The following is a 26,491-nucleotide window of genomic DNA, read 5'->3' on the forward strand; positions in this document are numbered from 1 at the left end:
TCAGCCTCACGGCGAGCCGGACGGTCGCGGAACCCCCCACGGCCACGCCTGTGGACGGCGGGGCGCAGGTCAGGGAGAGGACGAGAGCCCGCCCACGGGGCCCTGGTCCGAGATGAGCCACGACTGCCCCACGGGGCGGTACCAGAGCCGGCCCTTGGCATCGACGGCCCAGACAGGGGGCCGGGCGCCCGGCCCGATGGCCAGCTGGTCCACGCCGACGTCGGGCAGGAGCGGCTCCGCCCCCGTGAGGCCGCCGGAGCGGTCCGACCCGTCGATGGCCGCGGAGTGCACCTGGTCGCCCACCTGGGTGCTGGCCAGGAAGCCGACGTGCGTGCCGTCGAACCACCGCACCGACGCGGGGCGCTCGGCACGCCGGACGACGCGCCGCGGAGCCAGGAGCGCCACCACGGCCTCCTCGGTGTCACCGCGACGGACCGACCCGACGCGCACTCCGTCGGACCCGTCGGTCACGGCGAAGTGCCCGCCGTCGGGCGACACGGCGAAGGACGAGACGTCGAGCGCGGCCAGGGGACCCGCCGGAACGGTGGTCACCTCGTCGCCGCGCACGGTCCGCACCCGGGTGGACCCGGACGGTCGGTCGACGATCCAGAGGATCCCGGCCGAGTCCCACGTGAGGGCCACGAGCCGGGACGCGGGGACGGTCCGCGGGTCGTTGCCCAGACGATCCGTGACGCGGACCCCGGACCCGTCGTCGGCGAGCCCCGCGACCCCGGCGTCGCCGACGGCGACCCGGGAGAAGCCCTGCGTGGAGCGGCCCCAGGCGCCCGCCACCGGCTCGACCCCGTCGGTGGTCACCTCGCGCAGCCGGCCGCGCACCACGGCGTAGACCCGGGGGCCCGATCCGGACGGGTCGTAGCGGCTGGTGAGGCCGCTGGACCGCGACTCGTCGGGCGCCAGCCGTGTGGTGCCGGCCGTGACCCGGACGGAGCGCACGTCGGGCACCTGACCCAGGGTGCGCACGAGCTGGGCGAGCAGCCGCTCCCGCTCGCTCTCGGACCGCGACGCGACCTCCTCGGCCAGCTCGACGTCGGCCAGGCCCTCCTCGTCCACCGGGACCGAGGGACGCAGACCGTCGCCGGGCTCGAGGAAGGTCCGCAGGGCGGAGTCGTCCTCGGGTCCGATGGACAGGCTCGTGGCCAGGCTCGAGGCGAGCCGTTCCCCCGCGACCAGGTGCACGACCTCGGGCACGAGCCGCCGACCGGGACGGTCGAAGAACCACAACGAGTAGGGGCGGTAGTAGTCCTCGAAGAACTTGCTCGTGACGAGGGTCCCGGACGGCGGGTTGACGATGCGCCACTGCCCCTTGACCCGCGTGAGCCGGAAGCGCGTGGTGAGGTCGTCGCCGCCCGGCTCGTACCTGCCCTGGGCGTCGAGGCGGGCCTGGCGCGTGGCCCGGAGCTCGACGACGGAGCCGTCGTCGGACGGGCCGTTGTCGAGACCACGGGTGGGGACGACGCTGAGCCTCTGGTCCGCGTAGACCGTGGTGTGCTCCTGCGACTGCCAGGTCAGGCGTGCCTCGGGCGACAGGAACCGGGCCGCCGTCCCGGTGCTCACGGGGTAGGCCAGCATCGCGTCGAGGTAGCCCCGCACGATCTGGTCGGGCGTGGAGCCCGCTCGCGGACCTGCGGGGGCGTAGCGCGGGGCGCTCGCCGCGTCGTCGTCGTCGACGGAGGCCGACTGCACCCGACCGGTACCCGGGATCCCGGCGCAGGCGGACAGCACGAGCGCGAGAACGACCAGGCCGGCCGCCGGGACGGTGCGCCGGGCCCTCATGCGAACACCACCCGCACGGCAGGCGCGGTCTCGTGCCCGCCGTCGCGACGGACCTCGCGGGGCAGCGTGAGCACGAACTCGGTGCCCGCCCCGGCCCTGCTCCAGGCCTGCAACGAGCCGCCGTGCAGCGCCGCGTCCTCGCGCGAGATGGGGAGGCCCAGACCGGTACCACCCTGGGTGCGGGCGGGATCCGCACGCCAGAAGCGGTCGAAGACCCGCAGGTTCTCGTCGCCCCGCAGGCCCACGCCGAAGTCGCGCACGACGAGCGAGACCCGGCGCTCGTCCTGGCCGATCTCGATCTCGATCTCGGCGGCCTGGCTGTACTTGGCCGCGTTGCTCAGCAGGTTGCGCACGATCCGGTCGACCCGGCGGATGTCGGCCTCGACGAGAGCGGGCCGGTTGGCTCCCCGGACCCGGGCCCGGATCCCGTGGCGTGCCAGGACGGGGTCCTGGGCGGCGGCCCGCGCCACGGCCGCGAGGTCGACCTGGGCCAGCTCGAGACGGGCCGCGCCCGCGTCGAAGCGGCTGAGGTCGAGCAGGTCGGACAGCAGGTCCTGGAAACGGTCGAGCTCACGCTTCAGCAGCTCGGCCGATCGTGCCGTGCCGGGGTCGAACTTGGCCCGCGACTCGTACAGGAGCTCGCTCGCCATCTGCACGGTCGTGAGCGGGGTGCGCAGCTCGTGGGAGACGTCGGAGACGAATCGCTGCTGCAGCCGCGACAGGTTCTCGAGCCGACGGATCTGGCTCTGCAGGCTCGCCGCCATCTGGTTGAACGACGTGCTGAGCCGCGCGATGTCGTCCTCGCCCCGCACGTGCATGCGCTGCTCCAGGCTGCCCGAGGCGAACCGCTCGGCGATCCGCCGGGCCAGACGGACGGGATTGAGCACCTGCCGGGACACGATCCACGCGACGCCGCCGACCATGAGGATCATGGCCAGACCACCCACGAGCAGCGCCCGGCGCACGAGGGCCAGCGCCTGCTCCTGGTCGCGCAGCGAGTACAGGTAGTACATGGCGTACGTCTGACCGGCACCGGGCGCCGTGAGGCGGCTGCCCACCACGACGGCCGGGACGTCGTCGCCGGTGGTCGTGGGCATGCGGGAGAAGCGCCAGAAGACCCCGGACCGGTCCTCGACCCGTCGGCGGAGGTCGGCGGGGATGGTCTGCGTGTCGAGCACCGACGAGGATCGCAGGGGCGGGGCGGCGTCTCCGGAGGCCAGCGGCCCCTCCAGGACGAGCTCGTGCGTGCGCTGCCCCGCGCTGGCCCCCGTGAGCGAGTCGACCATCTGCGTGAGCGTCTGGGACTGTGCGCTGGGCTCGGACTCCACGGAGGCGTCGAGCTGGGCCTGCGCCTGCTCGAAGCCGGCGCGGGCCTCCGCCACGACGGCCTCGCGCCGCGACGTGGCCAGGCCGTTGGCCACCTGGTCGAGGAGCGCCCAGCCGGTGAGACCGATGACGAGGGCGCTCAGCACGACCGTGCTGGTGACGACGCGCGCCCGGATGGAGCGACGCCACAGCCGGGTGAGCGATCGCCACGGCGTCTTGAGGGACGCCACGGCGCCCTAGGCCCCGGAGGGCGGCGTGACGGCCTGGTAGCCGACGCCGCGGACGGTCCGGATGACCTGGGGGTTCTCGGCGTCGTCCTCGATCTTGGAGCGCAGCCGCGTCATGTGGACGTTCACGAGCTTGGTGTCGCCGGGGTGGTGGTAGCCCCACACCTTCTGCAGCAGGGTCTCGCGCGTGAAGACCTGCTCGGGGCTGCCGAGCAGGCACGCCAGCAGGTCGAACTCCAGTGGCGTGAGCTCGAGCGGCTGGCCCTTGCGGGTGACGGTGTGGCCCGCGGGGTCGAGCACGATGTCACCGAACTCGAGCGGCTCGGCGATCTGGTCGGTGCGACGCAGCCGTACCCGGATCCGGGCCACCAGCTCGGTGTTCTTGAACGGCTTGGTGATGTAGTCGTCGGCACCGGCCTCGAGGCCCCGCACGACGTCGGGGGTGTCGGCCTTGGCCGTCAGCATGATGATCGGCACCGCGGAGGTCTTGCGGATCTCGCGGCACACCTGCATGCCGTCGATGCCCGGAAGCATCAGGTCGAGCAGCACGACGTCGGGCTTGAAGTCGGCCATGGCCTCCATGACCTCCGAGCCCGTGCGGCACACCCGGGCCGTGAGGTCCTCGGCCTCGAGCACGATGGTGAGCATCTCGGCGAGCGAGGCGTCGTCGTCGACCACGAGGACGCGATCCCGCCTGCTCCTCCGATAGCTCACCACCGTGTCTCCGGGTTGCTCAGTAGCGGTAGAGGTCCGACTTGTACGGACCCTCGATCGCGACGCCGAGGTAGGCGGCCTGCTCCTTGGTGAGCTCGGTCAGCTCGACGCCGAGGGCGTCGAGGTGCAGACGGGCGACCTCCTCGTCGAGGTGCTTGGGCAGCACGTGGACGCCCAGCTCGTACTCGTCGGCCTTCGTGTAGAGCTCGATCTGCGCCAGCACCTGGTTGGTGAACGAGTTAGACATGACGAACGACGGGTGGCCCGTGGCGTTGCCGAGGTTGAGGAGACGACCCTCGGACAGCACGATGATCTTCTTGCCGTCCTCGAAGATCCACTGGTGGACCTGCGGCTTGATCTCGTCCTTGACGATGTTCGGGATCTTGGCCAGACCGGCCATGTTGATCTCGTTGTCGAAGTGACCGATGTTGCCCACGATGGCCTGGTGCTTCATCTTCTGGAAGTGCTCGACCGTGATGATGTCGAAGTTTCCGGTGGTGGTGATGAAGATGTCGGCCGTCTCGACGACCGACTCGAGGCGCTTGACCTCGTAGCCGTCCATGGCGGCCTGCAGCGCGCAGATGGGGTCGATCTCGGTGACGATGACGCGAGCGCCCTGGCCGCGCAGCGACTCCGCGGAGCCCTTGCCGACGTCGCCGTAGCCACAGACGACGGCGACCTTGCCGCCGATCATGACGTCGGTGGCGCGGTTGAGGCCGTCGATGAGCGAGTGGCGGCAGCCGTACTTGTTGTCGAACTTGCTCTTGGTGACCGAGTCGTTGACGTTGATGGCCGGGAAGAGCAGCGTGCCCTCGCGGAAACGGTCGTAGAGGCGGAGGACGCCGGTGGTGGTCTCCTCGGAGACGCCCTTGATGTCCTTGGCGATGTTCGTCCAGTGCTGCGGCTTCTCGGCGACGGAACGGGCCAGGACGCGCAGCACCTCCTTGAACTCCTCGTTGTCGGTGCTGTCCTGCGAGGGGACCTTGCCGGTCTTCTCGTACTCGACGCCCAGGTGCAGCAGCATCGTGATGTCGCCGCCGTCGTCGAGCAGCACGTTGGGTCCGCCCTCGGCGAAGTCGAAGACCTTCTCGGCCTCGTCCCAGTACTCGGCCAGCGTCTCGCCCTTCCAGGCGAAGACCGGGGTGCCCTGGGGGTCCTCGGGCGTGCCGTGGGGGCCGACGACGACGGCCGCGGCCGCGTGGTCCTGCGTGGAGAAGATGTTGCACGTGGCCCACCGGACGTCCGCGCCGAGAGCCACGAGGGTCTCGATCAGCACGGCGGTCTGGATGGTCATGTGCAGCGAGCCGGCGATGCGGGCTCCGGCGAGGGGCTTGGAGTCGCCGAAACGGCGGCGCATCTCCACCAGGCCGGGCATCTCGTGCTCGGCAAGAACGATCTCCTTGCGGCCGTACTCGGCCAGCGAAAGGTCAGCGACGTTGAAATCCATGCCTTCATCGTAACTGTCGGTGACCGGCGTGAGGGACAGACCGCGCAGATCCGGTGCGCGGTTCGTCACTGACCGGCATCCTCGCCGTCGTCCCGCTCAGCATAGTCGTGACCTGGGTCACAACGGGGCCTCGGCCGCGGCGCCGACGCCCGAACTGGGGTGGACGAACGATGAGGGCTCGTGGTCGTCAGGACGACCAGGATCCCTCGCCCTTCGTCCGTCGGGGGCGGTGGAGCGGGTCAGGCGAGGGAGCGGGCCTCGTCGACGAGCATGACCGGGATGTCGTCGCGCACGGGGTAGGCCAGCTGGCACGCGTTGCAGACGAGCTCGGACGCGTCGTCGTCGACGAACAGCGTCGCGCGGCACTGCGGGCAGACGAGGATGTCGAGGAGCGCCGGGTCGAGGTTCATGGGGCCAGCCTAGCGAGCCTCGACGGCCGCGGGATCGTGCGTGGGCAGGCTGCACACGAAGTCGCGGCACACGTAGGCCGTCGGCACGCCGTCGATCGCCGAGCGACCCTCCAGCAGCGCGACGTCGGGGTGCGACTCCTCGGCCACCACCACGACCACGCCCGGGGACGGGCGACGCAGCGCGGCCCGGTGGAGGGCGCGCCGCTCGGGACCGTCGGGCCCGACGATCGCCACCTGCTCGGGCCCGGCCAGGGCCGCCTCGGCCGCGGCCAGGGTCCAGCCGGCGAAGCGCGGGGCCTGACGCGCGAGCTCGCCGGCGGACTCGATGGCCGACTCCGCGGCGTCGCGGTACCGCTGCTCCCCCGTGATCCCGGCGAGGGCGAGGAAGGCGTGCGCCGCGGCCGAGGAACCGGCCGGGTAGGCGTTGTCCGTGACGTCCCGCGGACGCACCACGAGGGCCTCGACGTCGTCGGCGGTGTCGTAGAACCCACCGGCCGGGTCGGCGAAGTGCTCGATCACCCGGTCGAGGAGGAGCCTGGCCCGACTCAGCCACACCGGGTCGCCGGTGAGTCCGAGCACCGCGAGGAACGCCTCGGCGACGCAGGCGTGGTCCTCCAGGACCGCCTCGTGGGCACCGACCGCGCCACCCCGCGAGGCTCGCCGCAGCCGGCCGTCGACCAGGTGGACGTCGGCGAGCAGCGTGGCGGCCCGGACGGCGGCGTCGGCGTAGGCGGGCTCGTCGAGCAGCACGGAGGCCTCGACGAGCGCGGTGACCGCGAGCCCGTTCCAGGCGGCGACGACCTTGTCGTCGCGGGCAGGCCGCGCGCGGTCGGCGCGGGCCTCCAGCAGGCGGGCCCGGACGTCGGCCCAGCGCTGCGCGTCGTCGGGGTCGGCCAGCAGCTGCAGCGTGGAGTAGCCGCGCTCGAACGTCCCGGCGCCACTCACGCCGAGCAGCTGCGTGGCCCACGCGCCGTCCTGCGGACCGAGCACGCGCATGAGCTGGTTGGGGTTCCAGACGTAGAAGACGCCCTCGTGCACCGCCCCGCGGTCGTCCGCGCTGTCGGCGTCGAGCGCCGAGGCGAACCCGCCCTCGGCCGTCCCCAGCTCGCGGAGCATGAAGTCGGCGGTCTCGCGGGCGATGCGCTCCTCGGCCAGGCCGGCCTCGGCTGCGTGCAGGTACACCCGCAGCAGCTGGGCGTTGTCGTAGAGCATCTTCTCGAAGTGCGGCACGCGCCAGAACCGGTCGACCGAGTACCGGGCGAAGCCGCCGCCGAGCTGGTCGTACAGGCCGCCGCGGGCCATCGCGTCGCACGTGCGCCGCACGAGCCGGGCCGCCGTCTCGTCGCCGGTGCGGGCCGCGTGACGCACCAGGAACTCCAGGACCATCGACGGCGGGAACTTGGGGCTCGCCCCGAAGCCGCCCGCCTCGTCGTCGTGCTGACCGCCGAACGAGACCACCGCAGCGTCGAGCGCGGCCTCGTCGATCGTCCCGGCCGACGCCATCTCCTCGCGCAGGTGGTCGACGACCTGCGACCCGACGGTCATGACGTCCTCGCGGCGGTTCTCCCACGCGTCGGCCAGGCCCTGCAGGACCTGCGTGAAGGCCGGCATGCCCTGCCGGGGCTCGGGCGGGAAGTAGGTCCCGGCGAAGAACGGCTCTCCCGCGGGCGTGAGCACGACGGTCATGGGCCAGCCGCCCTGCCCGGTCATGGCCTGCGTGGCGCGCATGTAGACGGCGTCGACGTCAGGGCGCTCCTCGCGGTCCACCTTGATGTTCACGAAGTGCTCGTTCATGTACGCCGCGGCGACCTCGTCCTCGAAGGACTCGTGCGCCATGACGTGGCACCAGTGGCACGCGGCATAGCCGACGCTCAGCAGCACCGGCCGGTCGAGCCGGCGCGCCTCGGCGAACGCGTCCTCGCCCCACTCCCACCAGTGCACGGGGTTGTCCGCGTGCTGCAGGAGGTACGGGCTGGTGGAGGATCCGAGACGATTGACCACGTCTCCAACCTACGGGCGACCGCCCGGGCTCGCCCTACGCTGGACCGATGTCCCCCTGGCAACCTGTGACCGTGCGGGCGTCGACCCTGTGGTCCGCGGCCGCCACGGCGACGGCAGCCCTGTCCACCCCGTCACTCTTCGTCGCGTTCCTCTACGCGTACGGATTCCAGGACGACGTGGACTGGTCGGACCATGCGTCCTTCCTCACGACCTGCCTGGTCCTGACGGCCACCGAGGCGATCGTCGTGGGCCTGCTGGTGCTGGCGGTCGGTCGAGCGCAGGGATGGGCACGCCTCCTGACGCTCGGCCCGCTCGTGACCTTCGGGCTCAACCTGCTGGCCCTGGCCGCCGGCGTGGGCGTGAGCCTCGCGAACGAGGGCCAGGGCTCCGTGACGGCCGACCAGCCGGACGGACCGTTCTACGCCGTGCTGGCAGCGGCTCTCGCCGTCGGAGCGGCGTGCCTCGGAGCGGCCACGCGAGTGGTTCCGCCGCGGGACTGAGGGATCAGCGGCGCTCGTGCGGGCGCGTGGTCTGCTCCTCGAGCGTCGGGACGTCGGGCTCCTCGCCCTCCCAGGGCTCGAGGGCCTTGCGGGAGTGCTTCAGGAACGAGCGGGCCAGGACGAACGTGGCGAGGCAGAGCAGCGCGACGATGCCGAGCGCGGTCCAGCCGGGCTTGACGATGTTGGGGTCGAGGCCCCGGTTCTCGACCTCGAGGAGGGCGGTGGCGAGCTGCGCGTACATGAGGCCATCCTACGTGCCCCCAGATGTGCGGCACCATGCACCGTTCGGGTCGGGCGAACGGTGCATGGCGCCGCGGATCTCGGGGTGGGGTCAGCGGAGGCCGGCGAAGAGGTCGGTCTCGGGGACCGAGGTCTCGACGGTGCTGTGCACGAGCTCGTAGTCCTCGGTGGGCCAGACGTCGCGCTCGAGGTCGCGCGGGATGGCGAACCAGAACCCGTCGGGGTCGATCTGGGTGGCGTGCGCCAGGAGGGCCTGGTCGCGGACGGAGAAGTACTCGGCGCACTCGACGCGGGTGGTGAGGCGCTTCTCGCGCTCGGGGTCGCGCTTCCAGTCCTTGAAGCGCTCCTCGTAGGGGTTGGGGAGTCCGCGCTCCGTGAGCCCCTCGGCGATGGCGTTCATGCGGTCCCACGACCAGCCGTGGTGGTAGTAGACCTTGGCGACCTGCCACGGCTCGCCCAGCTCGGGGTAGCGCTCGGGGTCCGAGGCCGCCTCGTAGGCGAACATGCTGATCTCGTGGCACTTGATGTGGTCGGGGTGCGGGTAGCCACCCTTCTCGTCGTACGTGGTCATGACGTGCGGACGGAACTCGCGGATGAGCCGGACGAGCGGCGCGGCGGCCTCCTCGAGGGGCACGAGCGCGAAGCACCCCTCGGGCAGCGGTGGCTTGGGGTCGCCCTCGGGCCAGCCGGAGTCGACCCAGCCGAGCCAGTCCTGGCGGATGCCGAGGATCTCGCGGGCGCGGTCCATCTCGTCGCGCCGGATCTCGGTGATGAGCTCGGGGTTGTCGACGATGCCCGGGTGGTCGAACGACGGGTTCAGCACGCTGCCCCGCTCGCCTCCCGTGCACGTGGCCACGTGGACGTCGACGCCCTCGGCCACGTACTTGGCCGTCGACGCCGCCCCCTTGCTGGACTCGTCGTCCGGGTGGGCGTGCACATGCATGAGCCGCAGTCGGTCTTCCACCCCTCCATTATTCCGACCTGGGCAGGACGCGCCGGGGGCCGGGGTGCTGCCAGGCTGGCTGCATGAGCACCTCAGCACCCACCGTCGTCGTCACGGGGGCCTCCACCGGCATCGGCCGGGCCATCGTCGAGCACCTCGCCTCGCGCGACGTCCGCGTGGTCGCGGCGGTCCGCGACCTCTCCACCGTGGTGGACCACCCGCTCGTCTCCGGGGTCCGGCTCGACGTCACCAGCGCCGACGAGGCCCGAGCCGCTGCCGACGTCGTGCGCGACCGCGTGGGGCCGGGCGGCCTGCACGGGCTGGTCAACAACGCGGGCATCGCGGTGGGTGGTCCGCTCGAGTTCGTGGAGCTCGACGAGGTGCGTCGACAGCTCGAGGTCAACGTGATCGGCCAGGTCGGCGTCACCCAGGCCTTCCTCCCTCTCCTGCGCACCCGCTCGGAGGGTGGCGGCCGGCCGCGCATCGTCTTCACCAGCTCCATCGGCGGCACGGTGGCCGCGCCGTTCATCGGCCCCTACGCCGCCTCCAAGCACGCGCTCAACGGTCTGGCGGAGAGCTGGCGTCGCGAGCTCATGCCGTGGGGCATCGGCGTCAGCACCCTCGCCCCTGCCACGGTCTCCACCCCCATCTGGGACAAGGCCGAGGTCGACGTCGACGCGGTCGTGGAGTCCCTGCCGCCCGAGGCCCGCGGGTACTACGGGGAGGCCATCGCCGGGATGCAGAAGATCGTGGCGGGCGCCGAGGCCGCCGGTATCGCGCCCTCCAAGGTCGCCGAGGCCGCGCACCACGCCCTGTTCTCCCGTCGACCCAAGGCCGAGTACGTCATCGGCACCGAGGCCAAGGTCATGGCCGGCGCCTCGGCGGTCCTGCCCTTCCGCGTGTTCGACCGTCTCGTCCAGAGCCAGATGAAGGCATGACGGACGGGCTGCAGGGCCATCGGCTCGGACCCGCCTGACAGACTGGTGCCCGTGACCACGCCCCTGCCCGCCGACCGCTACGGCGCACGCACCCGCCCGCGCTGGCTGTGGTGGGTCGTCGCCGCCGTGGGCGTCTCGCTCGGCGTCGCGTGGGCGGCCTGGATCGCGTTCCAGCCCCGACCCGTGTCCGCCGTCGTCTGGGGCTACGACGTCGTCAGCAACACCCGCACCGACGTCATCCTCGACGTCCGCCGCAGCGACGACGACCCCGTGGAGTGCACGGTCTACGTCCAGGCCGAGGACCACTCGGTCGTCGGCGAGCGCACCGAGCCGATCGCTCCGAGCGGTACCGAGAAGACCCGCGTGACGGTCAGCGTCGAGACCGAGCGCCGCGGCGTGAACGGCATTCTGCGCACGTGTGAAACCTCGGACTGAGTGCTAGCCTCGTTGTTTCACCCCGGGCATCGGCCCGGGGTGCCGTACGTGGAAGGAGCCTCAGGATGACGCAGCAGCCCACCGAGACCATCTGGGTCACGCAGGAGGCCTATGCACGCCTGCAGGAAGAGCTGACCCAGCTCAAGGACGTCGTCATGCCCGACATCACGTCCAAGATCGCCGCCGCCCGCGAGGAGGGCGACCTCAAGGAGAACGGTGGCTACCACGCCGCCCGCGAGGAGCAGGGCAAGACCGACGCCCGCATCCGCCAGCTCGAGGACCTGCTCCGACGCTCCGAGGTGGGCGAGAAGCCCGCCGACGACGGCGTCGTCGAGGCCGGCATGAAGGTCACCATCCGCTTCAAGGGCGACACCGACACCGAGACGTTCCTGCTGGGCTCGCGCGAGCTCCTCAGCCTCGACAGCGCCGTCGACCTCGACGTCTACTCCCCCACCTCGCCGCTCGGCGCGGCCATCCTGGGCAAGAAGGCCGGCGACGAGGCGTCCTACGAGACGCCCACCGGTGCCACCATCTCGGTCGAGGTCGTCGAGGCCAAGCCCTTCTGACCACGACCCCGCGGAACGACGACGGGCCCAGCCGGCACCATGCCGGCTGGGCCCGCCCCGTCTCGGCGTGGCCCACCTCACCTCAGGGGACCGTCAGGGGTCCCCTAGACTCGGCAGGCAGTTCCGCCGCCTCCGAGGAGAGTTCGTGAGCAAGCCCCTGAGCAAGGTCCTGATCGCCAACCGTGGAGAGATCGCCGTCCGCGTGATCCGCGCGACGAAGGACGCCGGCATCGGCAGCGTCGCCGTCTACGCCGAGCCCGACCGTGACGCCCTGTTCGTCCGGCTGGCCGACGAGGCCTACTCCCTCGACGGAGCCACCCCCGGCGACTCGTACCTGTCGATCGAGAAGATCATCGCGGTCGCGCAGAAGAGCGGTGCCGACTCCGTGCACCCCGGCTACGGCTTCCTCGCCGAGAACGCCGAGTTCGCCCAGGCCGTCATCGACGCCGGGCTCATCTGGATCGGCCCCCCGCCCTCGGCCATCGAGAACCTCGGCGACAAGGCCAAGGCCAAGCACATCGCGCAGAAGGCGAACGCCCCCCTCGCACCCGGCACCAAGGATCCCGTCAAGGACGCCGACGAGGTCGTGAAGTTCGCCGAGGAGTTCGGCCTCCCCGTGGCCATCAAGGCCGTCTTCGGTGGCGGCGGACGTGGCCTCAAGGTCGCGCGCACCATGGAGGAGATCCCCTCCCAGTACGAGTCTGCCGTCCGTGAGGCCGTCAGCGCCTTCGGTCGTGGCGAGTGCCTCGTGGAGAAGTTCCTCGACAAGCCGCGCCACGTCGAGACCCAGTGCCTCGCCGACAGCCACGGCAACGTGGTGGTGGTCTCCACCCGCGACTGCTCGCTGCAGCGCCGCCACCAGAAGCTCGTCGAGGAGGCCCCCGCGCCGTTCCTGAGCGACGACCAGCTCGATCGGCTCTACACCTCCTCCAAGGCCATCCTCAAGGAGGCGGGCTACGTCGGCGCCGGCACGTGCGAGTTCCTCGTGGCCCGCGACGGCACCATCAGCTTCCTCGAGGTCAACACGCGCCTCCAGGTCGAGCACTGCGTCTCCGAGGAGGTCACCGGCATCGACCTCGTCCGCGAGATGTTCCGCATCGCGGCCGGCGAGGAGCTGGGCTACGACGACCCCGAGATCATCGGACACTCCATCGAGTTCCGCATCAACGCCGAGGACGGCGGCCGCGGCTTCCTGCCCGCGCCCGGCACCCTCACCGCGTGGGAGCCGCCGTCGGGCCCCGGCGTCCGGCTCGACTCCGGCTACGTCAACGGCGAGACCATCCCGGGCTCCTTCGACTCCCTCGTGGCCAAGCTGATCGTCACCGGCCGCACCCGCGAGCAGGCCATCGAGCGCTCGCGTCGTGCCCTGGGCGAGTTCGTCGTCGACGGCATGCCCACGGTCATCCCGTTCCACCGCGACGTCCTCACCGATCCGGCCTACACGGCCCAGAACGAGGACGGCTCGCCCGGCTCGTTCGACGTCTACACGACGTGGATCGAGACCGACTACGACAACCAGCTGGAGCCCTACTCCGGCGCCTCGGAGAGCGACGAGCCGTCCGAGCGTGAGCGCGTCGTCGTCGAGGTCGGCGGCAAGCGCGTCGAGGTCGTGCTGCCCGGCGGTCTCGGTGCCGCGGCCGGTCCCGCCGTCGGTGGCGCCAAGAAGCCCAAGCGCAAGGCCGGCGGCGCCGGAGCCGCGGTGAGCGGCGACGCCCTCACCTCGCCCATGCAGGGCACCGTCGTGAAGGTCTCCGTCGAGGAGGGCCAGGAGGTCGCCGTCGGCGACCAGGTCCTCGTCATCGAGGCCATGAAGATGGAGCAGCCCATCAACGCCCACAAGGCCGGCACCGTGACGGGCCTCGAGGCCGAGGTCGGCGCCACGCTCACCTCGGGCGCGGTCATCGCCACCATCAAGGACGCCGCCGAGTAGTCCGCAGCGCAGCGAGAAGGCCCCCGATCCGCACGGATCGGGGGCCTTCTGCGTGGAGTGGGGGCCGGCGGTCAGGCCTTGGGGAGGACGTCGGGGACGTCGTCGGGGGCGTGGGTGTCGACCTCGCCGTAGGCCACGCCGGCGGCCCACACGATGAGGGTGACGCAGAGCCACGCCCAGGTGCCCTTGATGTCGAAGCCGGTCTCGGGGACGGCGGCGTCGGTGATGGCGAGCGCGGCGGCGGTGAGGACGAGCCCGCCGATGATCGTGTAGCCCCGGGCGAACCGCGGCACGACCGACATGATCGTGCTTCGCAGCACCACGGCCAGTGCCGTGAACAGCACGACGGCGACGACGAACCAGCCGAGCGTGATGTTGAAGTGGCTGCCGAGCACGAGGGCGGCGAAGCCCAGCGACAGCGCGTTCGCGAGGGCCGAGAGCGCGAGGGACTTCGCGAGACGAGGCATGGCGCCAGTATCCCAGAACTCAGCTCAGCTGAAGGAGAACCAGGCCGACTTCAGGCCGAGCCCGAACCGCGCGTCGGGGCCCGACATCCGGATCGTCGTCCTGGACCCGACCAGGGCGAACCGCGTGACGCGGCCGCCGTCCTCGCCGGTCCCGGTGCGCGAGGTCACCGTGAGCCGCTTGAGCGTGCCGAGCGAGGGATACTTCTTCTCGATCGTCGAGGCCTTGAGGCTCGTGCTCCAGTCATGGTTGGCGTTGCCGGACCAGCCGTCGTAGGCGTCGACCTTGTCCTTGAGGTAGGGCTCGCTGCCGGCGGCCGAGCGGCCGCCCGACGAGGAGGAGAACTGGGCCAGCGCGGGCTTGCCCTGATACATCAGGACGAGCCCGGCCGACGTCGAGACGGCCGCGTTCGTGCTCGAGGTCTCGCCGCCCACCCCGCGGTAGACCTGGCAGGACGTGGTGTCGCAGATGTCGTAGTAGCGCGACGACGTGAGCGAGCGAAGGCCGTACGTCCGGGCCGCGACCGACTGGGCCCGCAGCGTCGCGGCGCGCCACGAGGACGGCACCTCGGCAGCGACGACGCCCCGCGTGTACTCCTCGAGACCCAGGACGTTCACGGTGTTGCGGTCGGCGGAGCCCGCCGTGGGGGGCACCGACCGCAGCGCGCCGCGGTACGAGGCGACCGAGCTGTTCGGGAGGACGAGGCCCAGGGCGCCCGACGACGCCTCGATCTGGGCGGGACCGGTCCAGGGCGCCACCTTGCCGTACGTGGACCAGGTGCCCTTGACGCGGTACTGGAGGATCGACCGCGACTTCTTGGCCGGGTCCACCTCGATGCGCCACTGCTCGATCGTGGTGCCGGCGGTGTTCTTCGTGGACAGGGTGCGTCGGGCGTTGGTCGTGACGTTGCGGTAGACCAGCCCGCTGCGGCTCTTCACGGTCACCGTCGGCGACGTGTCGGCCGAGATGAGCACCCGGATCTTGGCGGACTTCTTCACCAGCGACGTGCCCGGGTAGTAGTACCGGAGGATGCTCGTGGCCGAGAGGCCCTTGCGGGCCGCTCCCTCCGCGCCGTACTGGCTCATCCCGATCCCGTGCCCGTAGCCGTGGCCCTTCACCGTGACGGTGCGGCTCGACGGCACGACGGCACTGTTGACCGTCGGCTTCGTGGTGGTGCCGGCGCTGCCCGTGGAGGTGGTCCCGTACGTGACGGACACCTTCTTGGTGGCCGACGTGTACGTGATCCGACCACCCTGGAACTTCTGGTAGCCGCCCGTGTCGGTCTTCGTGTAGCTCGCGATAGGCCAGCCCAGCTTGTCGGTCCAGCGGCCACGGGCGATGTACGCGTTGCGCACCGGCGACAGGACCGCGTAGGCGGTGTCCACGTCCGTGCGCTGCAGGATGTCGGCCTTGTCGAAGACGGTGCGGTGGCCCCCGGCGACGACCTTCTCCCCGGAGTAGACGGCGCCGGTCGTGCCGTCGCCGAGCTTGTCGTGGAGCCGGCTCGTGGGCGTGTCGTAGTCGGCGATGTAGTTGGCCACGCGGTCACGCAGGCCCCCCTTGGCCGTGAGCCAGGCATAGCCGTACTTCCCCGGACACGCCGTGCTGACCACGTTGCGGTGACCTGCGATGCGGTTGAGCGTCTTGCCGCCGAGCGAGTAGGTGCCCTTGGCCGGGTTGAACGTGGTGGCGAGGCGCCAGCCCACCAGCCGGACCACGGCGTTCTTCATGGCGTCCGGGACGTGCGCCACGTCGAAGTTTCCCTGGAGGGAGATGCCGGTGGTGTACGTGTTCACGGCGTCGTTGCCGGAGTGGGCAGCGCGCACGTTGCGGTCGTAGCCACCGGAACGACCCTCGAAGATCTGGCCGTACTTGTCGACGACGAAGTTGTAGCCGATGTCGCACCAGCCACGCGCCTTCATGTGATAGCTCTGGTCGGCGCGCATGATGTTGTCGGACTCGGCCTTGGAGTACGAGTTCTTGCCGGCCGTGTGGTGGATGACGACGCCCTTGGTCGTGGCACCCACGCGGGGCGTGTCGCACGAGTTGGGCTTCGCAGCGCCCCACTGGGCGCGGGTGATGATCTTGGGCACCGGCGTGTAGGCGGGGCTCGTGTCGGCCGCCGTCACGGCCTGCGCCGTGCCGTCCGCGACGCCGCTCGCCGACAGCGGCGCGAGGGCGCCGGACTGCGTGGCGTCGCCCTCGGACGGCTTGGCGTCGTTGGCGTCCGCACCGGGGTCGATCGTGGCGATGCGGAGCCCCTCGGGCTGGCCCTCGGAGGCCGAGACGCGGGCGGCGACGCCGTCGGCGCCCTCTCCGATCCAGTCGGCGTCGGTGCCGTCACGCGGGCTGCCGTCGTCCAGGTGGCCGTCGAACTCGAGCCCGCGCCACGCGGTCCAGGTGCCGTCCTCGCGCGTGCGGATCTCGACCTTCACGTCCTTCAGCGACGCGTCGGCGTCCCACGTGACGCCCACCATCCTGAAGGACCGGACGCGCGTGGGCTCGAGCTCGGCCACGACCGTGGCGGCGGAGCCGTCGGCCCTGCCGACGCCCTGCCTCTCGGGCGAGGGCGTTGCGGCCTTGGAGCGGATCGTGGTCGGCACCTCGAGCTGCTCGGTCTTCACCGCGGGCGCGGCGGCGGGCGCGACGGCGGCCGGCGCGGAGCCTGCGTCGCCGCCTCCACCGGAGGCCGCCTGGGCCTGGGGAGCGGCCAGGAGGGACACGGTCAGGAGCGCGCTGCTCAGGACTGCGCACGGTGCCACCGAGAATTGGCGCCGACGAAGCATGGTGAAGCCGTTCTGTAGAGCCGCTGTGACGGGTGTGACTGGAGTGACGAACGTTCGATTATGTGCACACGTCCGGGCCCCGGTCCAGCGAAAGTCGCTGACCTGCAGAACTACACGCGTGTCATTTGTGCAGGTCAGAGGCTTGCGACACTCGAACGTTCCCGAGGCGGGTCATGCGCCGTGCAGATGGCGGGCGGCCTCCGCGACCGACCCGGAGAGCGACGGGTAGACGGTGAAGGCGTCGGCCACCTGGTCGACCGTGAGCGAGGCCGAGACGGCGAGGGCGATGGGGTGGATGAGCTCGCTGGCCCGGGGACCCACGACGACACCGCCGATGACGCTGCCCGCACCGCGTCGGGCGTAGAGCTTGACGAAGCCGTGGTGGACGCCCTGCATCTTGGCGCGCGCGTTGGCCGCCAGGGGCAGCATGGCGACGTCGACGTGCAGGCCGCGCTCCTCGATCTGCTTCTGCGAGAGTCCCGCCGTGGCGATCTCCGGCGAGGTGAAGATGTTGCTCGAGATCTTCTCGAGGTCGAGCGGGTGCACGGCATCGCCGAGGAGGTGGGCCATGGCGATACGACCCTGCTGTGCCGCCACGGAGGCGAGCATGAAGACGCCGGTGCAGTCGCCTGCGGCGTAGACGCCGCGGGCGCTCGTGCGCGAGACCTTGTCGACCTGGACGAAGCCGCCGTCGTCGAGCGTGACGCCCGCCTCGACGAGGCCGAGGTCGGCGGTGTTGGGGATGGAGCCCAGGGCGAGCAGGCAGTGCGAGCCCTCGACGGTGCGCCCGTCGGTGAGGGTCACCACGACCCGGTCGCCGTCGCGCTGCACCGAGGCCATGCGCGAGGTCCCCAGCACCGTCATGCCGCGCTCGGTGAAGACGTCCTCGATGAGGTTGGCGGCGTCGGGGTCCTCCCCCGGAAGCACGCGGTCGCGGCTCGAGACGAGCGTGACGCGGGCGCCGAGACCGTTGTAGGCGCTGGCGAACTCCGCACCCGTGACGCCGGACCCGACGACGATCATGTGCTCGGGGAGGTCGCGCAGGGCGTAGACCTGCTCCCACGTGAGGATGCGCTCGCCGTCGGGCTGGGCGTCGGGGCTCACGCGGGGGTGCGCGCCGGTGGAGACCAGCACGGCGTCGACCTCGCGCACGTCCTCGGCACCGTCGTGGGGCGTGATGCGGACGGTGGAGGCGTCGACGAGCGACGCGAGACCGGCTACGACCTCGATGCCGCTCGCGTCGAGGCGGGCGGAGATGTCGGCGGACTGGGCTGCGGCGAGGCTCAGGACGCGGTCGTCGACGATGGCGAGGTCGGCGCGGATCTCGCGGGGGATGTCGACCCCGAGCTCGGCCGACGACTCCACCTCGGTGAGGAGGTCGGACGTGGCGATGAGGGTCTTGCTCGGGACGCAGTCGGTGAGGACGGTCGAGCCGCCCAGGCCGTCACGCTCGACGACCGTGACCTCGGCCCCCAGCCGGGCTGCCACCAGGGCTGCCTCGTAGCCGCCGGGTCCGCCACCGATGATCGCTACTCGAGTCACGGGACCATCCTCTCATCGTGAGGAGCAGTGGCCCGACCCGAGGCTCGACCGGACCGGGGTTCAGCGCGTGCGGCGGAACTCGTCGAGTCGTGCGGTGAGCTCGGCGAAGATGGCGCCGTTGAGCCCGAAGACCGAGCGGACCTCGTCGACGATGCGCGGACGGTCGACGGCCTCGACGGGGAGGGTGTCGAGCGTGGCGCGGTAGGCGTCCTTGTACGGCTTGGGCTTGGGGATCTCGCCGAAGGCGTAGAAGGCGACGCCCTCGCCGGGCTGCAGGCCGAACTCGCGCGTGAGCAGCCGGCCGATGACCTGACCGCCCGAGAGGTCGCCGAGGTAGCGCGTGTAGTGGTGGGCCACGAACAGGACGGGGTCGGTGCGCGACGCCTCGACCTTGGCGACGTAGGCGTCGACGGCGCGACTGTCGACGGCGGGCCGCTCGCCCTGGGACCAGAAGTCGAGGTCGGCCTCGATGGCCGCCAGCCGATCGAGACGGGGATCGATGAGACGCCCGGCCACCGGGTGGTCGGCCAGGTCGGAGGCGACCGACTCGAGCGTGGCGTACACCTCGCGGTACATGGCGAGGTACTGGGCGTAGCCGGCCTCGCTGACACCCCCGTCGGTGAGCGTGGACATGAAGGCGGAGCCCTCCGCCTCCCGGTGCTCGGCCATCGAGCCCTCGCGCATGAGCGTGGACAGCGTGGTGCTCTCGGACACCTGCTGGGCGGTGGCGGTCATGGCGTGCTCCTCGGTGGGGTGTGCTCAGACTATATGACAGATTGTCAGATAGGACGTGACGGCGTGTCAGGATGTGGACGCGGCGCTCGGCGTGGGACGACCAGCAGTCGTCCGTCGGGGTCGGCGATCACGTGGACGTCGATCCCGTAGGTGGACGAGACGACCTCAGGCGTGAGGACGTCGGCCGGAGCGCCGTGGGCGACCAGCCGGCCCGCGTCGAGCACCGCGATGACGTCGGCATGGGCCGCGGCGAGCGACAGGTCGTGGAGCACCACGACCACGGCGCGGCCGGCGGCCGCAAGGTCTCGCGCCACGGCCATGACGTCCTCGGTGTGGCGCAGGTCGAGCGCCGCCGTGGGCTCGTCGAGCAGCACCACGTCGGTGCGCTGGGCCAGGACCCGGGCGAGCGCCGCTCTCGCGCGCTCGCCGCCGGACAGCTGCGTGAAGGGACGGTCGGCCAGGTGCACCACGTCGGCACGACGCATGGCCTCGGCGACGGCCTCCTCGTCGTCGTCCTGCTCCTCGCGACCGAGCCACGGGGCGCGGCCCATCTCGACGACCTCACGGACGGTGAAGGCGAAGCTCACCTCGTGCGACTGCAGGAGGACCGAGCGCCGTCGGGCGAGGTCCCGCGTGGACCACTCCCCCACGTCGCGGTCGTCGAGGAGGACGGACCCGGCGGAGGCCGCGAGGTCGCCGGCCACGGCGCCGAGCACCGTGGACTTGCCCGCCCCGTTGGGACCCACGAGGGCCAGGACCTCGCCGTACCGGACGTCGAGACCCACGCCGGCCACGACCGGACGACCGCCCAGGCGGCACTCCAGGTCCACGACCCGGACGGCCACGACTGAGGCCTGCTGCGTCGATGCACTCATGCCCAGCCTCCTGAGCGCCCTCGGGTGCGTCGTACGAGCCAGAAGAAGAAGGGGCCGCCCACGAGCGCGGTCAGCATGCCGATGGGCAGGTCGGCACCACCGACGAGCGTGCGTGCTCCCAGGTCTGCCCACGTGAGGAGCACAGCACCACCGAGCAGGCTCGTGAGCAGGAGTCCTCGGTGGGCCGGTCCGAGGGACAGGCGCACGAGGTGGGGCACCACGAGGCCGACGAAGGCGATGATGCCGGCGAAGGCGACCGCCACGCCGGTGAGCAGGGCCACCACGACGATCGAGCCGATGCGCAGCGCCTCCACCCGCACGCCCAGGTGGCCCGCCGCCCGCTCGCCCAGCGCCAGGAGGTCGTACTGACGCGCCAGGACCAGGGCGACGGCCGAGGCGAGCACCGTGACGACGGCGACCACGAGGACCTCGGACCAGCGCGAGCCGTTCATGGAGCCCAACTGCCAGAAGACGATCTGCTCGCGGGCCGCCGTGTCGCCGGCGAACATCACGAACGCCAGCCCGGCTCCGGCGAAGGCGTTGACGGCGATGCCCGTCAGGAGCAGCGTGACCACCTCGGTCCGACCTGCGCTGCGCGCGGTCGCGTAGACGAAGATCGTCGCGAGCAGGCCGCCGAGGAACGCGAGCGCTGCGATGCCCCAGCCACCGGCGAACGTGAACCCGGTGACGATGCCGATGGCCGCGCCCAGCGCGGCCCCGGCCGAGACGCCCACCACGCCGGGCTCGGCCAACGGGTTGCCGAAGATCGCCTGCATGATGGCGCCGCCGACCGCGAGCGCCGCACCCACGAGCAGGGCCATCACGACCCGCGGGAACCGGATCTGCCACAGGGCCTGCTCCGTGACCTCACGCTCGGGCCGCCAGGACGTGTCGACGCCCAGGCCGTGCAGGACCGTGCCGAGGACGTCGGCGGAGCTCACCGAGAGCTGGCCCTGCGTCGCGGACATGACGAGGCCCACGGCCAGCAGGAGCACGAGCGCCGCGAGGACCACCGCGCGCCTCACGACGGCGGTTCCGGCGCGTAGACCGCCCGCGCCAGCGCGTCGACGACGCCGGCCGAGCGCGGGCCGAAGGAGAGGATGTCGCTGTCGGCCATGTCGACGAACCGTCGGTTCTTCCCGGCGGTGGTGAGCGCGATGGCCGGCTTGTCCGCCAGCAGCCCGTCCACGCCGCCGGTGGACCGGATGCCGTCGGTCATGACGAGGATGACGTCGGGGTCGGCCTCGACGATGGCCTCGTCGGTCATGGGCCTCATCCCCTCCCACCCGAGCTCCTCGGCGACGTCGACGCCGCCGAGGCCGTCGATGAGGTCGTCGGCGCCCGACTCCTCGCCGAAGAGGTAGTAGATGCCGGCCGAGCCGCGCAGGTACAGGAAGATCATCCGGAGCCGGTCGGACTCCTTCTCCGGCGCGATGCGCTCCACCTCCTGCTGGACGGCCTCGACCTGCTCGTCGATCTGCTGGGCCAGCAGCTTCCCCGTCTCGGGGACGCCGTAGACGGCGGCCACGTCGCGGGCCATCTGCTGGGCACCGTCGAAGGACGAGTCGTCGTCGATGAAGACGACCGTCACGCCGGCGTCGCGCAGCTGCTCGACGACGTCGCGCGGGCCCACCGAGCCGTCGGTGATGACGAGCGTCGGCTCGAGGTCGAGCACGGCCTCGGCGTTGACCGAGTGACCCCCGCTGGTGACGACCGGGATCTTCCTCGTGCCCGGGATCTCGGCCGCCTGGTCGCGGCCGACGAGGGTCTCCCCCAGGCCGAGTCCCCACACCGTGGTGGCGATGGACCCGGAGAGGTTCATGGCCACCACGCGCGACGTGTCCTTCACGACGACCTTCCGGTCACCGGCCCGGTCCTTGGAGGTCACCGTGACGGGGAGCGACTGCTTCGGGGAGTCGGCGACCGGCTCGACGGCGCGGTCGGCGAGGGTGGCGGTGCTGGGACCCTTCAGCGCCTTGGGGTCGGCGGCGGGCTCCACCTGCGAGAGCGGGACCAGGTCTGCGCCTGCGCCCGCGGTCTCCTCCGGCGAGCCCCCCGGCCCGGCGCACGCCGCCACCAGGGTCGCTGCGACGGCGACGGCTCCGAGGCGAGCCCAGGAGCACCTCATGCCGAGGCACCGGAGCCGCGACGACCCAGCAGGAAGCCACCCAGGCCCACGAGGACGAGCAACGCCCCGATCACGCCGCCGCCGACCCACGGGAGCCAGGCCCCTCCGTCGTCGCTCGTGGCGGCCGAGGGCTGCACGGCGGCGGTGCCCGCAGCGTCGGCGGAGGCGTTCCCGTCCGAAGCTGCAGACGCGCAGTCCCGTCCGACGGTGAAGGTCAGGTCGACGGGGTCGAAGGCGGTCCCGGCCTCGTAGTTGGGGAAGGCGGCCTGGCCCTCCTTCGTCAGAGCGGTGGGCACGGCCTCGTACACGACCTTCGCGCCGTCCTTCCTCACCGTCGCGGCGCCGAGGTCGAGCGTCACGAACGGGACGTCCTTGCGCTCCACCTGCTTCTCGCGACCGGCCATGGCGTCGTCCATGGAGACGCCCTTGACGTCGAGCACGAGCGTGGCGGAGGAGGCATCGCCCACCTGGAGCACCGGGTCGGAGACCGTGGTGTCGAGGGCGCCGTCGTGACCGGTGAACGCGATGCCGCCGTTCCACGCGAGACGGGCCGCGCCCTTCGCGCCGTCGTAGGTCCCCTTCCCCGCGGAGAAGGAGAAGGACGGGGTGGCGTACGACACCTGCCCCGAGGTGGCCCAGTCGCCGTTGGCGATCGAGCCCGAGATGTACGACCGGAACGACTCCTTGAAGCCCCACGTCATGGACGCGTCGTCGACCGCGCACCCGGCGACGACCACGTCGGTGGTGTCGGCGGCGGCCATGTCGGACACCGGCGTGGCGTTCGCCGGGCCGCCCGCCACGACGGCGGAGCCGGAGGACGTCGAGACGGTGGAGGCCGAGCCGACGACGAAGCTCACCGGGTCCATGGCGGTGCCGGCCGGGTAGAAGGCCGAGCCGTCGTAGGAGAACAGCGACGACCCTGCCGCCGTCAGGGACGCAGGCACGCCCGAGTACGACACGGCGTTGCCGGCCGTGGAGCGCGAGCCGTTGCGCAGGGCCAGGCTGGCGACGTCGAGCCGGCGTCCCCCCACCTGGACCGACAGCGACCCGGACGAGGGCGAGGTGACCCGGACCTGCGGGTCGGCGAAGGTCATGGCCAGCAGGCCGGCGTGGCCCGCGAAGGTGACGTTGCCGCGGTAGCTCGTGGTGCCGACGGCGGACGGGGGCGTGGCCGTGGACGAGCGCTGGCCGAAGCGGTAGGTGCCGCCCGAGGCAGCGGCTCCTCCGCCCACCGCGACGGAGCCCTTGGCGATCGGGCCTGTGATGTAGCTGCGGAACGAGGCCTTGACGCCCCACTGCAGGAGGCCGGGCCGACGCTTCGTGGTGGCTTCCTCGTCGTCGCCGCCCGCGCCCCCTCCGCCGCCGTGCTCGGACGACGGGGTCGGTCGCGGCGTGGGCCTCGTCGCCGTGGGGGACGGCTTCGGCGTCGTCTCCGTGGGCTCTGGTGTGGCCGTGGACTCGGTGGGCTCAGGTCCGGGCAGCGGCACGACCGTGGCCTTCACCGGGTCGATCTCGGTGCCGGGACCGTAGAACTCGGAGCCGTCGAGCGCGAAGACCTGGGAGCCGGCGGTCGTGAGGAAGGCCTTCCACGTGGTGGCACCGCCGCTCGTGGACGGGTTCTTGAGGTCTGCCATCACCACGCGGGTCGTGGCTCCGGCCTGCGTGACGTCGGCGCTCAGCTGGGCGGCCGAGGCCGAGGTGACGACGAGCCGCGGCGAGGCGAGCCTGACGTCGAGCTGCCCGTCGTGGCCGGAGAAGCGGACGCCGCCACCGAAGGAGGTGGTGCCCGTGGAGCCGCCGGCCTCCACGCTCGTCTCGGTCTGGCCGAAGGAGAAGGTGCCGTCCCCGAGCCGTGACGCTCCACCACTCACGTCGATCGAGCCGTGCGCGATCGGTCCGCCCACGTAGGAACGGAAGGAGGCCTTGACGCCCCAGACGAGGGATCCCGTGTCGGCGGCGCGCGCCGGCGACGCCGGGGTCACGGCGCTGACGACCGCCAGGAGCAGGGCGACGACGACCCCACCCGCGAGGGTGGCACGCGTCGGTCGGTCGAGTGCGGTCCACGTCGGAGATGACATGGCGTCAGCATAGTGTATGGTCGCCCTTACCTAAGTGAGGGCTCCCTTACCTAACTACGAGCCTCGCCTCATTCCCCCGAAAGGTCCCCGATGTCAGCCATGACCCGCGCTCGCCGCGCGATGGCCGGGACGATCGTGAGCGGACTGGCCCTCAGCGGCCTCGTCCTCGCCTCGCCGTCCGTCGCCTCAGCCGAAGCAGCCCCGGCCCCCACCCTGAAGTGGAAGGTGTCGCAGCAGTTCAAGAACAACATCGGCGCCCGCGTCTACTCCGGCGGCGCCACCGAGGACACCGAGGGCGTCATCACGTTCCCCCAGGGCGTGGGCACCCACGACAGCGGCAATGGCGTCACGTCGGTCAGGTACGCCGGCACCGTCGACGCGTCGTTCAACTTCCCGGGCTCCACGACCCGCTGCTACACCATCACGATCGCCAACCCGAGCGTCGAGATCGACGCCACAGGCTCCGGCAGGATCGTGGCCGACGTGTCGTCCGACGTCCCCGCCGTGGCCCAGTGCGGCACGAGCGTCGCGACCTCGACCCCGGTGACTCGCGTGACGGTCACGACGTTCACCGCCCCGGCCTCCGCCTGGACCGACGCTGCAGCCGGCAAGAGCCTCACGGCCACCCCCGACTTCGTCGGCGTCCTGGCGCCGGGGTCCGAGCAGGCCGTGGCGCTGACGAGCTCGCCGGACCGCCCCTACAACGGCGAGTCCTTCGCGCCGTCGTTCCTCGGCGCCATCGCGCCCGGCACGCGGTCGCACTTCTACCGCACCAACGCGAGCGCCGCGCAGCCCAACAAGGTCCCGTCGGCCTTCACGGCCGAGGCTCCCCGTCCGACGCTCACGGCCACGCAGGACGCGAACGACGCCACGCGGTGGACCATTGCGGGCCAGGGCTTCACCCGCTCCACCAACCCCGGCGATGCCGGTGTCTACGCAGGCATCGCACCCCGGGGTGGCCTGCCCGACGTCTCGAGCATCGGGAACATCAGCCTCTTCGCCGGCGTGGCCGCCTTCTTCGGCGAGGCGATCGACGCCACGACGGGTGCCTTCGACGGCGTCATCACGCTCGACCCGGCGAAGCTCGACCCGACGAAGGAGTACTCCGTCTACACGTGGCGCGCGCACTCCCACTCGACCACGAGCCAGGACACCGAGACGCCGATCGACATCGACTTCGAGGCGCTCAAGAGCCCGACCACGACCAGCCTCGCCGAGGTCAAGACGCACTCGTACGGCAACGCGGTCTCGCTGACGGCCACCGTCGCGGGGGCGGACGCCGGGAGCGTCGTCTTCACCGAGGGCGAGACCACGCTGGGTGAGGCGCCGATCAGCAACGGCAAGGCCACCCTGAAGCTGCCCAGCACCTTCGCGGTGGGCTCGCACACGGTGCAGGCCTCCTTCGCGGGCTCCGCGACCCGGGCCGCCAGCGAGTCGACGGCTCGGACCTTCACGGTCAAGGCCGCAGCCACCACGACATCGGCCAGCGTGACCAAGAAGCCCACGACCAGGGCCACCGGCACCGTCCGCGTCGTCGTCCGACCGGCGGCCGGCGTCGCGACGCCCCGCGGCACCGTCGCGGTCGTCGTGGCCAAGGGCTCGAAGACGTACACGGTCAGGGGCTCGCTCAACGCCAACGGCGCGGTGAACCTGACGCTGCCCAAGGTCTCGGTCGCCGGCACCTGGCGGGTCTCGGCCCGGTACGGCGCCACGACGAACCACGTCGGCTCGTTCAAGTCCTACTTCATCACCTTCGCGAGGTAGGGCGCGCGCACCACGCGAGGCGGCGCCGTTCCCCTTCGGGAGCGGCGCCGCTGTGGTGCGTCGGGCCGGGCCGGAGGCTCAGGCGCCGAGCCCGCGGAGGACGAACTCCTCCGTGGTGGCGGCGTCGGCCCGCTTGGCCTGCAGGCACGCGTGCACGAGGGCGAGCGCGGACCCGACGTCCTTCACGCGGAAGGCCCCAGACGCGACGCCGTCCTGGATGATCTGCTGCAGCACCTGCTCCACGTCGACGACATGGTCACGGAGCTCGATGAGCGCCTCCGGAGAGAGCGTGGCGTACAGCTCGGGCCCGAAGCCGAAGTGCATCTGCTCCGCGGTGTCGAGGTGGTGGCGCACGTAGGTGCGCATGCGGTCCTCGGGTGACTGCACGCCCTCGAGCTCGTGCTGGAGACGGTTCACGTAACGGCGCGTCTCGTCGGTGGCGAAGGCCACCACGACGGCGTCCTTGTCGCGGAAGTGGTTGTAGAGCGCCGTCCGGCCCACGCCCGCCTCCGCCGCGAGGTCGGCCATGGAGATGGCCGCGAACGGGCGCTGTGCCAGCAGGGACGTCAGGGCCTCGAACACGCGCACGCGGGTTCGTTCCCTGTGCTCCTCCAAGGAGCTCCCGATGATCTTCGGCACTCCCGTAA

Annotated in this window: 23 protein-coding genes; 6 read left to right on the plus strand and 17 right to left on the minus strand. The window is 71.7% G+C overall.

Annotated features, from left to right (window positions below; all coding sequences use genetic code 11):
• Nucleotides 1-69: 69 nt before the first annotated feature.
• The 6 genes from ASD11_RS10715 to ASD11_RS10735 form a co-directional block, all read right to left on the minus strand.
• Entirely contained in the window at nucleotides 70-1,794 is a 1,725-nt protein-coding gene (locus ASD11_RS10715) for a GerMN domain-containing protein (protein WP_056286926.1), read from the minus strand.
• Entirely contained in the window at nucleotides 1,791-3,350 is a 1,560-nt protein-coding gene (mtrB, locus tag ASD11_RS10720; protein ID WP_056286929.1) for an MtrAB system histidine kinase MtrB, read from the minus strand. Before mtrB ends, ASD11_RS10715 begins: the two co-directional genes overlap by 4 nt.
• A 6-nt stretch (nucleotides 3,351-3,356) precedes the next feature.
• Nucleotides 3,357-4,025, minus strand: coding sequence for an MtrAB system response regulator MtrA (mtrA, locus tag ASD11_RS10725; protein WP_442854185.1), 669 nt, complete (start codon nucleotides 4,023-4,025; stop codon nucleotides 3,357-3,359).
• Nucleotides 4,026-4,080: 55 nt separating this feature from the next.
• Complete coding sequence (gene ahcY, locus ASD11_RS10730) at nucleotides 4,081-5,508, minus strand: adenosylhomocysteinase (RefSeq protein WP_056286932.1); 1,428 nt, start codon at nucleotides 5,506-5,508, stop codon at nucleotides 4,081-4,083.
• A 239-nt stretch (nucleotides 5,509-5,747) separates the two neighbouring features.
• Nucleotides 5,748-5,918, minus strand: coding sequence for a Trm112 family protein (locus ASD11_RS17790; RefSeq protein WP_082554292.1), 171 nt, complete (start codon nucleotides 5,916-5,918; stop codon nucleotides 5,748-5,750).
• A 9-nt stretch (nucleotides 5,919-5,927) separates the two neighbouring features.
• Nucleotides 5,928-7,919 carry a thioredoxin domain-containing protein gene (locus ASD11_RS10735; protein WP_056286935.1) on the minus strand — a complete coding sequence of 664 codons (1,992 nt, stop codon included), beginning with the start codon at nucleotides 7,917-7,919 and terminating at the stop codon, nucleotides 5,928-5,930.
• A 47-nt stretch (nucleotides 7,920-7,966) separates the two neighbouring features.
• Between ASD11_RS10735 and ASD11_RS10740 the strand changes: the two genes are divergently transcribed.
• Nucleotides 7,967-8,419, plus strand: a complete 453-nt coding sequence (locus ASD11_RS10740) for a hypothetical protein (RefSeq protein WP_156464684.1) — start codon at nucleotides 7,967-7,969, stop codon at nucleotides 8,417-8,419.
• Between the two features lie 4 nt (nucleotides 8,420-8,423).
• Here ASD11_RS10740 and ASD11_RS10745 read toward each other — a convergent pair whose 3' ends face one another.
• Entirely contained in the window at nucleotides 8,424-8,660 is a 237-nt protein-coding gene (locus ASD11_RS10745) for a hypothetical protein (RefSeq protein WP_056286940.1), read from the minus strand.
• Nucleotides 8,661-8,750: 90 nt separating this feature from the next.
• A complete protein-coding gene (mca, locus tag ASD11_RS10750) occupies nucleotides 8,751-9,623 on the minus strand; it encodes a mycothiol conjugate amidase Mca (protein WP_056286943.1) in 873 nt (290 codons plus the stop codon).
• 62 nt (nucleotides 9,624-9,685) lie between these two features.
• Between mca and ASD11_RS10755 the strand changes: the two genes are divergently transcribed.
• The 4 genes from ASD11_RS10755 (at nucleotide 9,686) to ASD11_RS10770 (ending at nucleotide 13,471) form a co-directional block, all read left to right on the plus strand.
• Entirely contained in the window at nucleotides 9,686-10,540 is an 855-nt protein-coding gene (locus ASD11_RS10755) for an SDR family NAD(P)-dependent oxidoreductase (RefSeq protein WP_056286946.1), read from the plus strand.
• A gap of 51 nt (nucleotides 10,541-10,591) precedes the next feature.
• Complete coding sequence (locus ASD11_RS10760) at nucleotides 10,592-10,975, plus strand: DUF4307 domain-containing protein (protein WP_162246477.1); 384 nt, start codon at nucleotides 10,592-10,594, stop codon at nucleotides 10,973-10,975.
• Between the two features lie 65 nt (nucleotides 10,976-11,040).
• On the plus strand, nucleotides 11,041-11,541 hold the full coding sequence (gene greA / locus ASD11_RS10765; RefSeq protein WP_056286950.1) for a transcription elongation factor GreA: 501 nt from the start codon (nucleotides 11,041-11,043) through the stop codon (nucleotides 11,539-11,541).
• A gap of 145 nt (nucleotides 11,542-11,686) precedes the next feature.
• Nucleotides 11,687-13,471, plus strand: coding sequence for an acetyl/propionyl/methylcrotonyl-CoA carboxylase subunit alpha (locus tag ASD11_RS10770; RefSeq protein ID WP_235503300.1), 1,785 nt, complete (start codon nucleotides 11,687-11,689; stop codon nucleotides 13,469-13,471).
• A 71-nt stretch (nucleotides 13,472-13,542) separates the two neighbouring features.
• Here ASD11_RS10770 and ASD11_RS10775 read toward each other — a convergent pair whose 3' ends face one another.
• From ASD11_RS10775 to ASD11_RS10810, 8 genes are all read right to left on the minus strand, one after another.
• Nucleotides 13,543-13,938, minus strand: coding sequence for a phage holin family protein (locus ASD11_RS10775; RefSeq protein ID WP_056286952.1), 396 nt, complete (start codon nucleotides 13,936-13,938; stop codon nucleotides 13,543-13,545).
• Between the two features lie 24 nt (nucleotides 13,939-13,962).
• Nucleotides 13,963-16,698, minus strand: coding sequence for a SpoIID/LytB domain-containing protein (locus ASD11_RS10780; protein WP_056286953.1), 2,736 nt, complete (start codon nucleotides 16,696-16,698; stop codon nucleotides 13,963-13,965).
• Nucleotides 16,699-16,893: 195 nt separating this feature from the next.
• On the minus strand, nucleotides 16,894-18,264 hold the full coding sequence (locus ASD11_RS10785) for an NAD(P)H-quinone dehydrogenase (RefSeq protein WP_056286956.1): 1,371 nt from the start codon (nucleotides 18,262-18,264) through the stop codon (nucleotides 16,894-16,896).
• Between the two features lie 60 nt (nucleotides 18,265-18,324).
• A complete protein-coding gene (locus ASD11_RS10790; protein ID WP_056286958.1) occupies nucleotides 18,325-18,999 on the minus strand; it encodes a biliverdin-producing heme oxygenase in 675 nt (224 codons plus the stop codon).
• A gap of 44 nt (nucleotides 19,000-19,043) precedes the next feature.
• Nucleotides 19,044-19,874 carry a heme ABC transporter ATP-binding protein gene (locus ASD11_RS10795; RefSeq protein ID WP_056286961.1) on the minus strand — a complete coding sequence of 277 codons (831 nt, stop codon included), beginning with the start codon at nucleotides 19,872-19,874 and terminating at the stop codon, nucleotides 19,044-19,046.
• Nucleotides 19,871-20,899, minus strand: coding sequence for a FecCD family ABC transporter permease (locus tag ASD11_RS10800; protein ID WP_056286963.1), 1,029 nt, complete (start codon nucleotides 20,897-20,899; stop codon nucleotides 19,871-19,873). Before ASD11_RS10800 ends, ASD11_RS10795 begins: the two co-directional genes overlap by 4 nt.
• Entirely contained in the window at nucleotides 20,896-22,002 is a 1,107-nt protein-coding gene (locus ASD11_RS18150) for a heme/hemin ABC transporter substrate-binding protein (protein ID WP_056286968.1), read from the minus strand. The genes ASD11_RS10800 and ASD11_RS18150 overlap by 4 nt, the downstream gene beginning before the upstream one ends.
• Nucleotides 21,999-24,080, minus strand: coding sequence for an HtaA domain-containing protein (locus ASD11_RS10810; RefSeq protein ID WP_056286969.1), 2,082 nt, complete (start codon nucleotides 24,078-24,080; stop codon nucleotides 21,999-22,001). The genes ASD11_RS18150 and ASD11_RS10810 overlap by 4 nt, the downstream gene beginning before the upstream one ends.
• A 90-nt stretch (nucleotides 24,081-24,170) precedes the next feature.
• On the opposite strand from ASD11_RS10810, the gene ASD11_RS10815 reads away from it, so the two are divergent.
• Nucleotides 24,171-25,844, plus strand: coding sequence for an Ig-like domain repeat protein (locus ASD11_RS10815; protein ID WP_082554296.1), 1,674 nt, complete (start codon nucleotides 24,171-24,173; stop codon nucleotides 25,842-25,844).
• A gap of 78 nt (nucleotides 25,845-25,922) precedes the next feature.
• Here ASD11_RS10815 and ASD11_RS10820 read toward each other — a convergent pair whose 3' ends face one another.
• Nucleotides 25,923-26,483 carry a TetR/AcrR family transcriptional regulator gene (locus ASD11_RS10820; protein WP_056286975.1) on the minus strand — a complete coding sequence of 187 codons (561 nt, stop codon included), beginning with the start codon at nucleotides 26,481-26,483 and terminating at the stop codon, nucleotides 25,923-25,925.
• Between the last annotated feature and the right edge of the window lie 8 nt (nucleotides 26,484-26,491).

It is taken from the genome of Aeromicrobium sp. Root495 (assembly GCF_001426755.1).
GTDB lineage: Bacteria > Actinomycetota > Actinomycetes > Propionibacteriales > Nocardioidaceae > Aeromicrobium.

Coding starts and splice junctions, on each gene's coding strand:
- ASD11_RS10790 (WP_056286958.1), bottom strand. CDS start 18,999: ATGACCGCCACCGCCCAGCAGGTGTCCGAGAGCACCACGCTGTCCACG.
- ASD11_RS10810 (WP_056286969.1), bottom strand. CDS start 24,080: ATGTCATCTCCGACGTGGACCGCACTCGACCGACCGACGCGTGCCACC.
- ahcY (WP_056286932.1), bottom strand. CDS start 5,508: ATGGATTTCAACGTCGCTGACCTTTCGCTGGCCGAGTACGGCCGCAAG.
- ASD11_RS10815 (WP_082554296.1), top strand. CDS start 24,171: ATGTCAGCCATGACCCGCGCTCGCCGCGCGATGGCCGGGACGATCGTG.
- ASD11_RS10715 (WP_056286926.1), bottom strand. CDS start 1,794: ATGAGGGCCCGGCGCACCGTCCCGGCGGCCGGCCTGGTCGTTCTCGCG.
- ASD11_RS10775 (WP_056286952.1), bottom strand. CDS start 13,938: ATGCCTCGTCTCGCGAAGTCCCTCGCGCTCTCGGCCCTCGCGAACGCG.
- ASD11_RS18150 (WP_056286968.1), bottom strand. CDS start 22,002: ATGAGGTGCTCCTGGGCTCGCCTCGGAGCCGTCGCCGTCGCAGCGACC.
- ASD11_RS10745 (WP_056286940.1), bottom strand. CDS start 8,660: ATGTACGCGCAGCTCGCCACCGCCCTCCTCGAGGTCGAGAACCGGGGC.
- ASD11_RS10755 (WP_056286946.1), top strand. CDS start 9,686: ATGAGCACCTCAGCACCCACCGTCGTCGTCACGGGGGCCTCCACCGGC.
- greA (WP_056286950.1), top strand. CDS start 11,041: ATGACGCAGCAGCCCACCGAGACCATCTGGGTCACGCAGGAGGCCTAT.
- ASD11_RS10795 (WP_056286961.1), bottom strand. CDS start 19,874: ATGAGTGCATCGACGCAGCAGGCCTCAGTCGTGGCCGTCCGGGTCGTG.
- ASD11_RS10740 (WP_156464684.1), top strand. CDS start 7,967: ATGTCCCCCTGGCAACCTGTGACCGTGCGGGCGTCGACCCTGTGGTCC.
- ASD11_RS17790 (WP_082554292.1), bottom strand. CDS start 5,918: ATGAACCTCGACCCGGCGCTCCTCGACATCCTCGTCTGCCCGCAGTGC.